Source organism: Paenibacillus sp. IHBB 10380 (assembly GCF_000949425.1).
Classification (GTDB): Bacteria; Bacillota; Bacilli; order Paenibacillales; family Paenibacillaceae; genus Paenibacillus_AQ.
Genome location: NZ_CP010976.1, coordinates 3,390,822 through 3,405,707, shown reverse-complemented (window position 1 = coordinate 3,405,707; position 14,886 = coordinate 3,390,822). Strand labels below are relative to the sequence as shown.

Here is a 14,886-nt window from a genome sequence, read left to right as displayed (position 1 = left end):
TTTTAATATTTTAAAATGTAAATGTTTTCATGGTTATTGAGTCCTCGTTTAAATTTCATTTTTTACAAAAGGAGAGATGTACGATGACAGCTACCAAAGGATTGGAAGGCATTGTAGCCGCAACTTCTTCCATTAGTTCAATCGTGGACGGTGTTCTTACATACAGAGGCATTGATATAGATGACCTTGCGGAACATGCGAGCTTTGAAGAAGTAGCTTATTTATTGTGGTTTGGCAAGTTACCAAATGCTGCTGAATTACAGAAGTTACAGCAGGATTTGGACACCTATGCACCTATCCCACAGCATCTTATTGAGCAAATAAAGCTGTATCCCAAAGACGCCAATACGATGGCAGCACTTCGCTCAGCCGTATCTGCACTTGCCTTGTATGACGAAGAAGCAGATGATATGAGTCGTGAAGCGAATGAGAAGAAGGCTATTAAATTGCAAGCGCAATTGCCAACCATAATAGCCGCTTTATCTCGTATTCGCCAAGGTAAGGAACCTGTAGCTCCTAAAAAGGGATTGTCTATTGCAGAGAACTTCCTCTACATGCTTAGAGATGAGCAACCAGATGAGACTTCTATTAAAGCTTTAGATCAAGCTCTTGTATTACATGCGGATCATGAGTTTAATGCTTCTACGTTTGCTGGACGTGTAACTGTAGCTACACTCTCTGATATTTATTCAGGCGTTACATCGGCTCTTGGAGCGCTCAAAGGTCCCCTACACGGTGGAGCTAATGAAGCAGTTATGAAAATGCTAGAAAGTATCGGAACGGTTGATCAGGTTGAGAGCTACATTCAGCAAAAGCTAGACAAGCGAGAGAAGATTATGGGATTTGGTCATCGTGTATACAAGAACGGAGATCCACGTGCTAAGCATCTTCAGAAGATGTCCCGCGAGCTTGGTGAAATGAAAGAAAATATGAATCTTTATAATATGTCTATTAAAATTGATGAAATGATTACGACACAAAAAGGACTAAGACCTAACGTTGATTTCTATTCCGCATCTGTGTACACTCAACTTGGCATCGAGAGTGAACTGTTCACTCCGATATTTGCTATAAGTCGTGTATCAGGATGGACTGCGCATATTCTAGAGCAATGGGTAGACAATCGTATTATTCGTCCACGTGCGGAATATGTAGGATTGTTAGATCAGAAATATATTCCTATTGAGTTACGTTAATTTAAGATAGAATGACTAGAGCAGGTACATCTTGCATTGATAAATAAAACTTGTAAGGAGGATATATTAAATATGTTTAAACTTGAAAAGTACGAACTTCCTACTGAAGGTGACAAGATTGAAATTCAAGATGGGGTACTGAAAGTTCCTAATTTCCCGATCATTCCTTTCATCGAAGGTGACGGAACAGGACGTGACATCTGGAAAGCTTCGAAGCGTGTTCTGGATGCAGCTGTTGATAAGGCATATGGCGGTTCTAAGAAAATTGCTTGGTATGAAGTTTTTGCAGGTGAAAAGGCATTTAACAACTACGGAGAGTGGCTACCGAACGATACGCTTGAAGCGATCCGTGAATATATCGTAGCGATTAAAGGACCTTTGACAACTCCGATTGGTGGAGGTATTCGCTCCTTGAACGTGGCATTGCGCCAAGAGTTAGACTTATATGTTTGTCTACGTCCAGTACGTTACTTCAAAGGTGTTCCATCTCCAGTGAAACGCCCTGAACTTGTGGATATGGTTATTTTCCGTGAGAATACGGAGGATATTTATGCAGGTATAGAGTATCAAGAAGGTTCTGAAGAAGTTAAGAAAGTTATTAAGTTCCTACAAGATGAAATGGGTGTGAACAAAATTCGCTTCCCAGAAACATCGGGAATTGGGATCAAGCCAGTATCTGAAGATGGGTCTAAGCGTCTTGTTCGTGCAGCGATTGAATATGCTATCGAGCACAACCGCAAAACGGTGACGCTAGTTCACAAAGGTAACATTATGAAGTTCACCGAAGGTGCATTCAAGAACTGGGGATATGAAGTAGCTGAACAAGAGTTCGGAGATAAAGTATTCACGTGGGCTCAGTATGACATCATTAAGGAAAAAGATGGTGAAGCAGCAGCTAATGCAGCACAGAAGGAAGCAGAAGAAGCGGGCAAGATCATCGTGAAAGATGCGATTGCGGATATCGCTTTACAACAAGTGCTTACACGTCCTACCGATTTTGACGTTATTGCTACGCTTAACTTGAATGGAGATTACTTATCGGATGCATTAGCAGCACAAATTGGTGGTATTGGTATTGCTCCAGGAGCAAATATCAATTATGTCACAGGACATGCTATTTTTGAAGCTACGCATGGTACTGCACCGAAATATGCGGATAAAGACCTTGTGAATCCAGGTTCCGTTATTCTATCCGGAGTTATGCTACTTGAGCATTTGGGATGGACAGAAGCTGCTGACTTGATCTACAAAGGTATGGAGACATCCATTAACCTTAAGACAGTAACTTATGATTTTGCCCGTCAAATGGAAGGCGCTAAAGAAGTGAAATGTTCGGAGTTTGCAGACGAAGTTATTAATAATATGTAGTCTAGGGGGAGATATTACTCATGGGTTTGAAACGGAATAAGATTTCAGTAGTCGGAGCAGGGTTTACCGGAGCAACTACAGCACTTATGTTAGCGCAGAAGGAACTAGGGGATGTTGTACTTATTGATATTCCTGCACTTGAGAATCCAACTAAAGGTAAGGCGCTGGATATGATGGAAGCGAGTCCTGTTCAAGGATTTGACAGTCAGATCACAGGTACTTCTAACTATGAGGATGCAGCTGATTCTGATGTCGTTATTATTACAGCAGGCGTTGCACGTAAGCCAGGCATGAGCCGGGATGACCTAGTTAATATTAACGCTGGAATCGTTAAGTCAGTCTGTGAGAATATTAAGACCTATGCACCGAATTCCGTTGTAATTATTCTGAGTAATCCTGTTGATGCTATGACTTATGTAGCTTATCAAACGTTAGGATTTCCTAAGAATCGTGTTATCGGACAATCAGGTGTTCTAGATACTGCTCGTTATTGTACGTTTATTGCACAAGAGCTAAATGTTTCTGTAGAAGATGTACGTGGCTTTGTTCTTGGGGGTCACGGTGATGATATGGTTCCTCTAGTACGCTACTCTAGTGTTGGAGGTATTCCAATTGACACGTTAATTAGCTCTGAACGTATTGAAGCGATTGTACAACGTACTCGTGTTGGTGGCGGGGAAATCGTCAATCTACTAGGAAACGGTAGCGCTTATTATGCTCCAGCTGCTTCGCTGGTGCAAATGACAGAAGCGGTATTGAAGGATAAGAAACGGATCATCCCAGTTATTGCTCTACTTGAAGGAGAGTATGGATACGACAACCTATTCATGGGTGTACCGAGTATTCTAGGCGGTAACGGTATCGAGAAGATCTTTGAATTAGAGTTAACATCCTCTGAGAAAGCAGCACTGGATAAATCCGCTGATTCCGTAAGGAATGTTATTGCAGTAGTAAGCGCATAGAGATTGATAATGAAACCTCCAAGATCCATCTAAATGGGTTTAGGAGGTTTCTTTTCTTTTACTTATTAGTTTAGTTTAGTATAATAAAATGTGATTGATATCATAGAAAAGGTATAAGGAGGCGTAAATATGAGTTCAGTTATGTATTTTGTACATATTTTGGGTTCTCTATCAGTAGGTTTCTATTTATTGTTACCATTTGTAGTTGCTAAAATCTCTAAGTTGTCATTGCCGGCTCAAGAAGGAAGCGCTGTCGCGATTCGTAGCTTGAACATTATTGCTCAATTTGGACTACTCGTACAGTTCATATCAGGTGGTTATATGTTGTCAAAGGGAAGTTATTCAGTTGCTTGGATGATTGTAGTTATCGTACTACTGGTTGCTTTATTCGCTGTAAGTGGCATGATGAGCAAACCGTTAAAGGCGGCTATTGCAGGGATTAAGGAAAATAAAAGCATTGCAGTAGAAACAGGAAAACTACGTATGATGAGTAGTATCATCGCAGTGTGCATGCTTGTTATGGTTTATTTAATGGTATTTAGCCAAGTTATATAATACACGATTCGAAATGTAATATCGTTTCGTCGAGGGACGGTCCTAGTAGGTCTAATCAGATCTTAGGACAGTCTCTTTTTTGTGACTACGTCTTGAAATTTAGTGTTTAATGACTGCGACAATGTAGTAATAAAGCTTGATTCGTTGTGCTTGAAGCATGGAAGTATATTTAACCTCACTTATGACATCCTAACAAGTATGCATATGAAAGGAGAATGTAACATGCCAGACAATCAACAAACCAAGAAGACCTTACCTCCACAGCATCAGGATGAGCAACCTGGAATAGAGAGTAAGATGAACCCACGCCCTCAATATGAGGCTAATGATTATAAAGCAGCAGGTAAGCTTGAAGGTAAAGTTGCTTTAATTACAGGTGGAGATAGCGGCATTGGCCGAGCGATAGCAGTCGCTTTTGCCAAGGAAGGTGCAAATCTAGCAATTATGTATCTGAATGAACATGACGATGCGAAGGAAACGAAGCGCCAAGTAGAGCAGGAAGGTCGTAAATGTTTTCTAATTGCAGGTGATATTGGAGATGAGGATTTCTGCAAAACGTCTGTACAGCAAACGGTAGAGGAACTTGGCAAGTTAGATACGCTTGTTAATAATGCAGCCGAGCAACATCCTCAAGGACGCATTGAAGATATTACGAAGGAACAATTAGAGCGTACATTCCGTACGAATATATTTAGCATGTTCTTCCTGACTAAGGCGGCAATGCCGCATCTGAAGAAGGGAAGTACCATTATTAATACAGCTTCCATTACAGCTTATCGAGGCAATCCTACACTTATTGATTATTCATCAACGAAGGGAGCAATCGTTAGCTTTACACGAGCACTATCTATGAACGTAATAGAAAAAGGAATTCGTGTGAACGCTGTAGCTCCCGGTCCAATCTGGACGCCGCTAATCCCATCTACCTTTGATGAGCAGAAAGTGAGTGAATTCGGATCTACGCAGCCCATGAAGCGACCTGGACAACCAGAGGAATTAGCGCCAGCTTATGTATACTTGGCATCTGATGATTCTTCATATGTTAGTGGACAAGTCATGCATGTGAATGGCGGAGAAGTTGTGAATGGATAGTAAGTTGTCATTAAGAATCATTTGAGGCTTAACCGGAAAAGATCCTTATCCATGAATGAAATGGTAAGGATCTTTTTGTATGGTGCTAAAAAAGATGCTGTAGACGTTACTAGCTTAATGATGTGCTATTATATTACAGAAGAGAGAGAGGATGATGAACTTCGTGAGAAGCTGGGGGCTGTCTTTTAGTAGAGGTTACGAAAAATATATGTTTCTCATTATTCCAAGTTCGCTTATTATTGGATTCATACTAAGTCGTTGGTTAATGCCTTTTGTGTCATGGTCTCCTTATATTTTTGGTTATGTGACGTTCGTTATGGCGCTTGGCTGTGGGGTTGAACACCTGAAATGGGTAGTGAAACGTCCGGCACCTATGATACTAACCATTATATTAAGTCATGGTGTTGCCCCTTTGTTGGCTTATGGTATAGGCTGGTTGTCTTTCGGAGCTCAATCGGATTATACGGTAGGATTAGTTCTGTTTACGATTATTCCGCTTGGTGTTTCTTCTGTGTTGTGGGTGGGGATGTCCCATGGACATATTCCTCTTATGTTAGCTATGGTCGTACTAGATTCCGCATTAAGTTTAGTAGTGGTACCAGGTCTTATTGAAGCTTTCTTTAGCACACAGATTACATTTGATAGCATGAAATTGATGAAGGATCTTCTTGTCATCGTTGTTCTACCCACCGTGATTGGGGTTACGCTGTATGAAATATCGCGTGGTAAGCTCAAGGACAAGACAGCTCCTGTAGCGATCCCCTTGTCCAAACTTGGATTTACTGCGGTTGTCATGTTGAATGCTGCTGCTATAGCTCCACATGTAACGCAGTTGAAGCGAGATATGGTTATTGTTATCCCTTCTGTTGTGCTTGTAGTTGGATTAAGTTACATTCTAGGGTTCTATGGATCGAATATCCTAAGTAAGCCCTCTAGAGAAATAAAAGTAACCTTATCCTATGCTTCAGGCATGCGGAATATATCGCTTGGGATGGTCATCGCGATGACTTATTTTTCTCCAAAGGCATCTGTTCCAGTCGTACTAGGTATTATGGTTCAACAGCCGTTAGCTACTCTTTTTCATGCCTGTGTGAAGAAATGGCTTCCAATGAATTGTGTTCCACAAACGCCAGTCAAGACGATTGAGATGAATAATTTATAACTATAAGTGCGTGTTCAAAAAGATTGCATGATATTAGATAAGGGAGAATGACAACTGATGAGACCCTTTCGTTCGAGGCTAACACTTATTCTGATGATTATGATCGGAGTAACCATACTTGGAGCCGGTATAGTGATGGCTAAAGTATTCAAAGATTCTCATATTGAAGTGCTTGAAGATAACATGTATCGAGAGATTATGCTTCTAAGTAGCACATTTGATTTTCACTCCATCGTAGGAGAGGAGGCCGAATTGTACTATTCAACTGAGGCTAAGGAGATTAGTGAATTAACGAACGCTAGAGTAACGTTTATTGATCATGACGGTGATGTCATTGGCGATTCTGAGAGTGACGCAGATGAGATGGATAATCATAGGGGGCGGGAAGAAATTCAATCAGCCGATGAGAATAACATCGGATACGCCATCAGATACAGTGCAACACTTGGACAAGACATGTTATATGTAGCAGCACCTGTTAAATCGGGCGATGTATATGATGGGTATATCCGATTGTCTGTGAGCTTGAAATTCGTGGACGAGGGGATGAGACGTGCTTGGACGCTTGTAGCGGTATGGTTTATTGTGTTATTCGCAGTAGCAGCAATTGTTAGTTACCGTGTAGCGGGTAGTCTTACATCCCCACTTGAGAAAATAACCAAGGTCGCAAGACGATTCTCCCATCTGGATTATACAGCTCGCGTTAAAATAGAACGTCATGATGAAGTGGGGCAATTATCGCATGCGATTAATACTATGGCAGATAGTCTTCAGACACAATTGAAGATTATTCAAGATAATGAGGATTTACTACAGAGTGTATTAGACAATATGGCCGGCGGCATTGTTATGATTGATGATAAAGATAACATAGCCATGGTAAATCCATTTGCAGAAAAGACGCTTGGTATTAAAAGCTCCCAGCTTCTAGGTAAATCCTATTTAGAGATGAAGCAGCACTACGAATTAACAAAAATTCTTAAAGAAGGACTCTACCATCGTAAGCCCATTCATGAAGAACGAACTTTATATAATCCAGATGAGAAAATCGTACGTTTGGACGGTGTTCCGATGAATGCAGAAGGCGGTCCATATAAGGGTATGCTATTCTTATTTCAGGATGTGACAGACATACGTCGATTGGAGAATATGCGCAGTGAATTCGTTGCTAATGTATCACACGAGTTGAAAACACCCGTAGCAGCCGTGAAGGGGTTCTCTGAGACATTACTCGCTGGGGGCGTGAAAGATGAGAAGACGGTGCGATCTTTTTTACAAATCATATATGATGAAAGTGAAAGACTGAATCGATTAATTGGTGACATTCTTGAATTATCTAAGATTGAATCTAAACGAATTCCGCTATCCCTCTCACCCGTTCATCTCTCTTCGTTTGTCGCTTCAATGTTAGAGACGATGGAAACTGTTGCACAGAAAAAAAGGATTAGTCTACAAGCGGAAGTTCCCGAAGAATTGTATATGGAAGCAGATGAGGATAAACTAAGGCAAATATTGATGAACCTTTTAGCTAACGCCATTAATTACACCCAAGATGGAGGCAGAGTAAGGGTGGTTGTGGATCATCATGAGCTATCTAAAGAAGAAGAGACCATTTCCTTTACAGTTACCGATACAGGCATGGGGATTCCGAAAAAAGATTTGCCGCGCATATTCGAACGCTTCTATCGGGTAGATAAGGCACGTTCACGAATTTCGGGGGGGACTGGACTAGGACTCTCTATTGTGAAGCATCTAGTTGATCTACATCATGGTACATTATCCGTAGAAAGTGAGCTTAATATTGGTTCTTCCTTCAGAGTAGAGTTACCCATGCTACAAGACTCGGAATAAGAGTTGCCTGACTAACAATGTGTGGAAATTATTTTTTTACGACTTGTATTATTTACACTCCGTTAACATTACGGTGATATGATATGGGGAGTCAGGATTAATTAAGTTTATTTATAGATGGGGGTACCACATGTCACAACGATTATTGGTAATTGAGGATGAGCCTACACTGGCCCGGTTACTATCTTATAATTTATCACAAGAGGGCTACGAAGTTACGATGGAAGACCACGGTTCGGTTGGGTATGAGAGAGCTTCACAGGAGTCATTTGACCTCATTTTGTTAGATCTTATGTTGCCTGGAATGAATGGATTTGAAATATTGAGTAAATTAAGAGGACAAGGTATTGTAACGCCTATCATTATCTTGACAGCTAGAAATGCAGAGGAAGAGGTTGTTCAGGGACTTAAGTCAGGGGCCGATGATTATATTACGAAGCCCTTTGGTGTCTCAGAGCTCTTAGCTCGCGTAAGTGCAGTGATGCGGCGTGTCTCTGGACGAATTGAAGAGGATAAGAATATGGTGGAATCCACCTCATCCATGATTTCTTTGGGACTACTCGAAATATTTCCTGAGAAATATGAAGTCATTTTGGGAGGGCAGAGTATTAATTTGCGACCCAAGGAATTCGAGGTATTACTGTACTTAGCGCGAAAGCCTGGAGTGGTCCTTACAAGAGATGACTTAATGAACGAGGTATGGGGATTTGATTATATAGGTGGACAGAGAACGGTAGATGTGCACGTCAGTTCACTCCGTAAAAAGCTTGAACTAGATCCAGACTCAGTACACATTGACTCCATAAGGGGTGTAGGGTACAAGTTAGTTGTTAATAAGAAAAGAAGCGCTCATCATTTGACGTAAATGATGAGTGCTTCTTTTTTACATGGCAGTATTTACAATACACTCAATGTGCTCTAACATTGCGATAACAATCCTCTGATATATTACAATTAGGTAAATATACCTAATATAATGAACTTTACATTGATTCGTTGGGGGAGATCGTCATAACACTTATGCTATTAGAAGAAGCACCCGAGAGTACTATGAAAGACGAGATGGACATTCAGATCAATGCTAAGAACGGTAACGAACAAAGCGTTATAACAACTTCGGTGTCCATTGATACCTACTCACGGGCTGTTGCAATGGTGAATTCGGAGGCTACCTGTCGAGAGGTGATGAATATATTTCGCGATCATCCCGATTACCCCTGTCTAGTTATAACAGATAAAGATAACGTGCCTAAGGCACTTGTGATGAGAGACGCTTTTAACAGTAGGTTGATGGGACGATTTGCTGCTGATTTATATGAACTGAGACCGATTCATAAGTTTGCTGACTATGAAGCACTCGTGATCGATATTCGTGAATCAGCTAGTCAGCTTATAGAACGAGCGTTAAATCGACCTGAGATACGTTTTTATGATTGTGTGATTTTGGTGGAGAGATATAAATTTAAAGGTGTATTGACGGTTCAAGATTTAATGATGGTATCAGGGCGTTTACAATTCGAAGCAGAGGAACGCCGTAAACTAACGGTCCAAGACAACTATGGTCATGTAGAGAGTATAGAGGCCTCTCTTCTCCAAGTAGCGGATGCGGCAAATAGCACCATTATAGAATGTAGAAATATGAAAGAATGGTCGATAACGGGGAAGACTAAGCTGGAAGAAGTACAGAAATCCTACAAAGATGTAGTAAATAGTCTTACATCTAGGCAACAACAGGTGAGCAAGCTACTTCAGGATGTAGGAATCATATCTAAGTTAACTAAAGACATAGCCGAGGTAGCGGGTAGAAGTGGTTTACTAGCTCTGAATGCTACGATTGAGGCTGCACATGCTGGAGAACATGGACGTGGATTTCAAGTGGTCGCTAATGAGGTTAGGACACTTGCGCTCCAGACACGTCATCTTGCTGAAGATATTTCGAACTTGTTAGGTAACATTAGCAACATAGCCGTTGAAACCAATGAATCGACCTCAGCAGGTATGATTCAAATACAAGAAAGTGCGATTGACATAAGCGAAAGTAGCCGTATATTTGGTGAGATGGAGCAGGTGGCTATATCCGTCGAGCATGCCGGGGAAGTGGTTCATCAATTAGCTGAAGCAACTGCGAGGCAAGCTGCGAATGTACGAATGGAGTTAGGAAATGATTATAAGGAGAAGTAGGTACACTATATTTTACACAGAGTTTACAATTCAGGGGCACAGCATTTACATATAAGCTTTAAAATATATAAATATAACGTAAAAAATAAGGAGACACGAACTGCAAATGGAACCTATCATCCATATTAAGCAATTAAATCTATTCTATGAAGATTACCACGCTTTGAAGGATATAGATCTTGATATTCCGGAAAAAACGATAACGTCATTTATCGGCCCCTCTGGCTGCGGGAAATCCACTTTGCTACGTACGTTGAACCGTATGAACGATATGATTAACGGAACGCAAATTGTAGGTTCTGTGAAGATCGGTGGCAAAGAAATATATGGGGATGATGTTCATGTGGAAGCTCTGCGTAAGCAAGTGGGCATGGTTTTTCAACAGCCGAATCCTTTTCCTAAATCAATATATGATAATGTTGCATACGGTCCGAGACTGCATGGCATTCGGCAAAAAGCGGAACTCGATCAGCTGGTAGAACAAAGTTTACGTCAAGCGGTTCTATGGGATGAGGTCAAAGATTATTTGAAACGATCCGCGTTAAGTCTTTCTGGGGGACAACAACAGCGACTGTGTATTGCTCGTGCCTTAGCTGTGCAACCTGATATACTACTCATGGATGAAGCCACTTCTGCACTTGATCCTATTTCTACACTTAAAATAGAAGAGTTGGTTCAAGAACTGAAAGAGGATTATACCATCGTAATGGTTACACATAATATGCACCAAGCTGCACGTGTCTCGGGACGAACTGTATTTTTCCTTAATGGTGAAGTGGTGGAGTCTAATGATACGAAGGTTCTATTCACGAATCCTCAAGACTCGCGTACGGAAGATTATATTTCAGGTCGTTTTGGATAAGATGAAGTACTGATTTGAAGAATAGAATAGTATATATAGAAGAGACAGTTATGACGAGAAAGGGGATTATAACCTGCATGATTCAGAGAAAAGAGCTAGATCATAATTTAGGAGAGTTGCGCTTATTGTTACAAAGCATGGGGCAGCATGTGATTCATGCTTTAGAAGGTGCTGTGACAGCACTTCATACGTTGGATACAGAGAAAGCTCAACAAATCGTGAAAGATGACGCTAAGTTGAATGCTATGGAAGAACAAATTATGGAGATTGGTTCCCGCTTGATCGTAACTCAACAGCCTGTTGCTAAAGATTTAAGAAGAATTTTGGTGGCATTCAAAATTTCCAGTGACTTGGAGCGTATGGGGGATTTGGCTCTTGATGTAGCTAAAGTCACGATGCGTCTACAAGGGCAACAATTAATTAAACCTCTCGTGGACATCCCGCATATGGCCGAGCTCGTGAAAACGATGACAACGGATGCCATTACTTCTTATTTAGATGAGAATACAGATCTTGCTTACAAAATGGCTCAGGATGATGATCAAGTAGACCATCTCTACAGTCAAATGATAACGGAATTATACGGATTCATGATTAGTCATCCGGAATCCTCTTCGCAGATTATGTTACTTACACTAGTGGGACGTTATATTGAGCGGATCGGAGATCATGCAACGAATATTGGAGAAAGTGTGGTCTATCTTGTAACAGGCCATCGTCCAGATTTGAATCAGTAGTGGGGTTTTATATTCGGAGACTAACCAAAGGTCAACAAGACCTTTGGTTAGTCTCTTTTTTGGAATATAAGAATGGTTAAGTCTCCAATATACTTTGCTTATATCTCTACGAGAAACGGTTACCGTCTCTTTAAGGACGGCGAAGCTGTTTCTTCTTGCTGAATATAGGGTCGATTTTTCTCTAATTGCATGCTCGTATGTTATCATGACATGAGAACGTTCTTAAAAAGGGAAGGTGCTTTATGGACAAGTTAATTCTTATTGATGGAAATAGTATCATTTATCGTGCATTTTTTGCAATGCCACCACTTACGAATACCAAGGGGCTACATACGAATGCCGTATATGGTTTTACAACGATGCTTTTGCGGCTTATTGAAGACTATAAACCGACGCATATGATGGTTGCCTTTGATGCAGGGAAAGTCACTTTCCGACATAGCGACTATCAGGATTACAAAGGGGGGCGTCAAAAGACACCACCTGAGCTATCCGAACAATTTCCATTGCTTAAGGAACTATTGCGTGGATTCGGGATTGCTCAATTTGAGCTTGCTGGATATGAAGCTGATGATATTATCGGTACGCTCTCCTTAGAAGCGGATCAGGCAGGACGGCAGGTCATGGTCATCACGGGGGACAAGGATATGTTCCAGCTAGCGTCTGATAATGTTCAGGTCGGCCTGACTCGTAAAGGAGTGACAGAGATTGAACTCTACACACCAGAGAGTATCCAAGAAAGGTATGGTTTACAACCTCATCAAATTATTGATTTAAAAGGGTTAATGGGTGATCCTTCAGATAACATTCCGGGTGTACCGGGCGTTGGAGAGAAGACAGCACTCAAGTTACTACATCAATACGGATCAGTAGAGGAAGTACTTGCGAATACGCATGAACTGAAGGGCAAAATGAAAGAGAAAATTGAGACTCATGCCGATGATGCAACGCTCAGCAAGAAACTGGCTACAATTTTCCGTGAAGTGCCACTAGATGAGTCACTGGATGATATGACATTTAGCGGCCTCAAGGAAGAGACGGCAGGTCCAGCCATGGCCAAGTTAGAATTTAAATCACTGCTTGAACGTTTATCTTTCTCAGCTGGTCATGCAGAGGGTGAAGAAGGGACGGTTGCCCAGCCAGCCATAAATGTTGAAGTTACAGTCATTACAGAAAACAATATGAATGAATTGATTGAACGTTTACCAGAGGTTCAAGTGTTACATGTGGAGACTCATGGCGATAATCCGCATCGTGCAGATGTTATAGGCATGGTATTGTCCACAGAAGATCGACATTATTATATTCCCTTTGATCTTGTGAAATCGAGTCAAGCCCAGCCGATCGTGAACTGGTTACAAGATGCTGATGCACCGAAACGAGGATATGATCTACATCGGATGGATCTCGCGTTACATTGGCATGGTGTACCTTTTGCAGGGGCTTCTTTCGATGTGCAGCTTGCGGCATATATCCTCGATCCTACCGAGGCTAACCAGACGGTAAGTGACTTGGCATCCAAATATGGTTTATCGTTCATGGTTGCTGATGAGGATGTGTTTGGCAAAGGTGCGAAATATAAGGTGCCAGATACGGACATTCTAAGCAAGCATCTTGCAAGCAAGACGGCTACGCTACTGAACATCATTCCGAAGCAGGAATTAGCTCTAAGTGAGAATGAGATGAGTTCATTGTTTCATGATCTTGAGATGCCGTTATCTCGTATCCTGGCAGATATGGAGAAGCAGGGTATTGCTGTTCATACCGAGGAATTACAGCAGTTGGGTAAGGAATTTGAAGAGCAGATCAACGGACTAACGGAACAAATTTATAGTATCGCAGGCATTGAATTTAATCTTAATTCGCCTAAGCAACTCGGAGAAATTCTGTTCGTGAAGTTAGGTTTACCTGTCATTAAGAAAACAAAAACGGGTTATTCCACCGATGCGGAAGTGCTGGAGAAGCTAGCTCCTTACCATGATATTGTTCAGCTGATATTGAAATATCGTACCCTGGCGAAGTTACAGTCTACATATGTAGAAGGTCTTCTGAAAGAGATATCACCACAGACGGGTAAAGTGCATACGTATTATCGGCAGACCATTGCTGCAACAGGCAGACTTAGCAGTCAATTTCCGAATCTTCAGAACATTCCGATTAGACTTGAAGAAGGGCGCAAAATACGTAAAGTATTCGTACCTTCTGAACCGGGATGGTCCATTTTGGCAGCCGATTATTCACAGATCGAACTGCGTGTGTTAGCTCATATATCAGATGATGAACGCTTAAAGGATGCATTCATCCATGATATGGACATTCATACGAAGACGGCAATGGATGTGTTCGGAGTGAAGGCAGAAGAGGTAGGCGCTGATATGCGTCGCTCGGCCAAAGCGGTTAATTTCGGTATTGTATATGGAATTAGTGATTATGGACTGTCACAGAACCTCAATATTCCACGCAAAGAGGCTGCTAAATTTATTGAACAGTATTTTGAAGTGTTTCAAGGTGTGCGTAAATATATGGATGATATCGTAAAAGTAGCCAAAAACGACGGTTACGTCACAACGTTATTGGGAAGACGACGTTATTTACCAGAGATTAATGCAAGTAACTTCAATATCCGCTCCTTTGCTGAACGGACGGCAATGAATACGCCTATTCAAGGAACGGCTGCAGACATTATTAAGCTGGCTATGGTACACATGGATCAGGCGCTCGCAGATCGAGAATTGAAAAGCCGCATGCTGCTTCAAGTACACGATGAATTAGTATTTGAAGTTCCTGCGGATGAGCTGGAGACTATGAAATTTTTGGTACCGGAAATCATGGGCCAAGCATTAAAACTTGTTGTACCGTTGAAATCGGAAGTTAGCTTTGGAATGAACTGGTATGAGGCTAAATAAACACCCTAAATGCT

Annotated in this window: 13 protein-coding genes; all 13 read left to right on the top strand. The window is 41.3% G+C overall.

Features of this window, described 5'->3' with window-relative positions; all coding sequences use genetic code 11:
* Window positions 1-83: 83 nt before the first annotated feature.
* The 13 genes from UB51_RS15170 (at window position 84) to polA (ending at window position 14,872) form a co-directional block, all read left to right on the top strand.
* The gene (locus UB51_RS15170) at window positions 84-1,196 is read left to right on the top strand and encodes a citrate/2-methylcitrate synthase (RefSeq protein WP_044878015.1); all 1,113 of its coding nucleotides are present in this window, start codon (window positions 84-86) and stop codon (window positions 1,194-1,196) included.
* A gap of 72 nt (window positions 1,197-1,268) precedes the next feature.
* A complete protein-coding gene (gene icd / locus UB51_RS15165) occupies window positions 1,269-2,564 on the top strand; it encodes an NADP-dependent isocitrate dehydrogenase (protein WP_044878014.1) in 1,296 nt (431 codons plus the stop codon).
* A gap of 20 nt (window positions 2,565-2,584) precedes the next feature.
* Window positions 2,585-3,526: a malate dehydrogenase gene (gene mdh, locus UB51_RS15160; protein ID WP_044878013.1), complete on the top strand. Its 942-nt coding sequence runs from the start codon at window positions 2,585-2,587 to the stop codon at window positions 3,524-3,526.
* 129 nt (window positions 3,527-3,655) lie between these two features.
* Window positions 3,656-4,081, top strand: a complete 426-nt coding sequence (locus tag UB51_RS15155) for a hypothetical protein (RefSeq protein WP_044878012.1) — start codon at window positions 3,656-3,658, stop codon at window positions 4,079-4,081.
* A gap of 222 nt (window positions 4,082-4,303) precedes the next feature.
* Complete coding sequence (locus UB51_RS15150) at window positions 4,304-5,173, top strand: SDR family oxidoreductase (protein WP_044878011.1); 870 nt, start codon at window positions 4,304-4,306, stop codon at window positions 5,171-5,173.
* A gap of 51 nt (window positions 5,174-5,224) precedes the next feature.
* Window positions 5,225-5,362, top strand: coding sequence for a hypothetical protein (locus tag UB51_RS28315; RefSeq protein ID WP_160297274.1), 138 nt, complete (start codon window positions 5,225-5,227; stop codon window positions 5,360-5,362).
* Window positions 5,337-6,335: a bile acid:sodium symporter family protein gene (locus UB51_RS15145; protein ID WP_044880191.1), complete on the top strand. Its 999-nt coding sequence runs from the start codon at window positions 5,337-5,339 to the stop codon at window positions 6,333-6,335. The genes UB51_RS28315 and UB51_RS15145 overlap by 26 nt, the downstream gene beginning before the upstream one ends.
* Window positions 6,336-6,392: 57 nt before the next feature.
* On the top strand, window positions 6,393-8,186 hold the full coding sequence (gene pnpS / locus UB51_RS15140; RefSeq protein ID WP_044878010.1) for a two-component system histidine kinase PnpS: 1,794 nt from the start codon (window positions 6,393-6,395) through the stop codon (window positions 8,184-8,186).
* A gap of 130 nt (window positions 8,187-8,316) precedes the next feature.
* Entirely contained in the window at window positions 8,317-9,051 is a 735-nt protein-coding gene (locus tag UB51_RS15135; protein ID WP_044878009.1) for a response regulator transcription factor, read from the top strand.
* 155 nt (window positions 9,052-9,206) lie between these two features.
* On the top strand, window positions 9,207-10,367 hold the full coding sequence (locus UB51_RS15130; protein WP_052675959.1) for a methyl-accepting chemotaxis protein: 1,161 nt from the start codon (window positions 9,207-9,209) through the stop codon (window positions 10,365-10,367).
* A 106-nt stretch (window positions 10,368-10,473) separates the two neighbouring features.
* Complete coding sequence (gene pstB / locus UB51_RS15125) at window positions 10,474-11,229, top strand: phosphate ABC transporter ATP-binding protein PstB (protein ID WP_044878008.1); 756 nt, start codon at window positions 10,474-10,476, stop codon at window positions 11,227-11,229.
* A gap of 77 nt (window positions 11,230-11,306) precedes the next feature.
* Window positions 11,307-11,966 (top strand): phosphate signaling complex protein PhoU, encoded by a 660-nt coding sequence (gene phoU, locus UB51_RS15120; protein WP_044878007.1) that lies wholly within the window; start codon window positions 11,307-11,309, stop codon window positions 11,964-11,966.
* A 242-nt stretch (window positions 11,967-12,208) separates the two neighbouring features.
* Window positions 12,209-14,872, top strand: coding sequence for a DNA polymerase I (polA, locus tag UB51_RS15115; protein WP_044878006.1), 2,664 nt, complete (start codon window positions 12,209-12,211; stop codon window positions 14,870-14,872).
* The last annotated feature ends 14 nt before the right edge of the window (window positions 14,873-14,886 follow it).

What these genes read in the sequence shown, in the direction of transcription:
- UB51_RS15170 (WP_044878015.1), top strand. Translation starts at nt 84, where the DNA reads ATGACAGCTACCAAAGGATTGGAAGGCATTGTAGCCGCAACTTCTTCC.
- icd (WP_044878014.1), top strand. Translation starts at nt 1,269, where the DNA reads ATGTTTAAACTTGAAAAGTACGAACTTCCTACTGAAGGTGACAAGATT.
- mdh (WP_044878013.1), top strand. Translation starts at nt 2,585, where the DNA reads ATGGGTTTGAAACGGAATAAGATTTCAGTAGTCGGAGCAGGGTTTACC.
- UB51_RS15155 (WP_044878012.1), top strand. Translation starts at nt 3,656, where the DNA reads ATGAGTTCAGTTATGTATTTTGTACATATTTTGGGTTCTCTATCAGTA.
- UB51_RS15150 (WP_044878011.1), top strand. Translation starts at nt 4,304, where the DNA reads ATGCCAGACAATCAACAAACCAAGAAGACCTTACCTCCACAGCATCAG.
- UB51_RS28315 (WP_160297274.1), top strand. Translation starts at nt 5,225, where the DNA reads ATGAATGAAATGGTAAGGATCTTTTTGTATGGTGCTAAAAAAGATGCT.
- pnpS (WP_044878010.1), top strand. Translation starts at nt 6,393, where the DNA reads ATGAGACCCTTTCGTTCGAGGCTAACACTTATTCTGATGATTATGATC.
- UB51_RS15135 (WP_044878009.1), top strand. Translation starts at nt 8,317, where the DNA reads ATGTCACAACGATTATTGGTAATTGAGGATGAGCCTACACTGGCCCGG.
- UB51_RS15130 (WP_052675959.1), top strand. Translation starts at nt 9,207, where the DNA reads ATGCTATTAGAAGAAGCACCCGAGAGTACTATGAAAGACGAGATGGAC.
- pstB (WP_044878008.1), top strand. Translation starts at nt 10,474, where the DNA reads ATGGAACCTATCATCCATATTAAGCAATTAAATCTATTCTATGAAGAT.
- phoU (WP_044878007.1), top strand. Translation starts at nt 11,307, where the DNA reads ATGATTCAGAGAAAAGAGCTAGATCATAATTTAGGAGAGTTGCGCTTA.
- polA (WP_044878006.1), top strand. Translation starts at nt 12,209, where the DNA reads ATGGACAAGTTAATTCTTATTGATGGAAATAGTATCATTTATCGTGCA.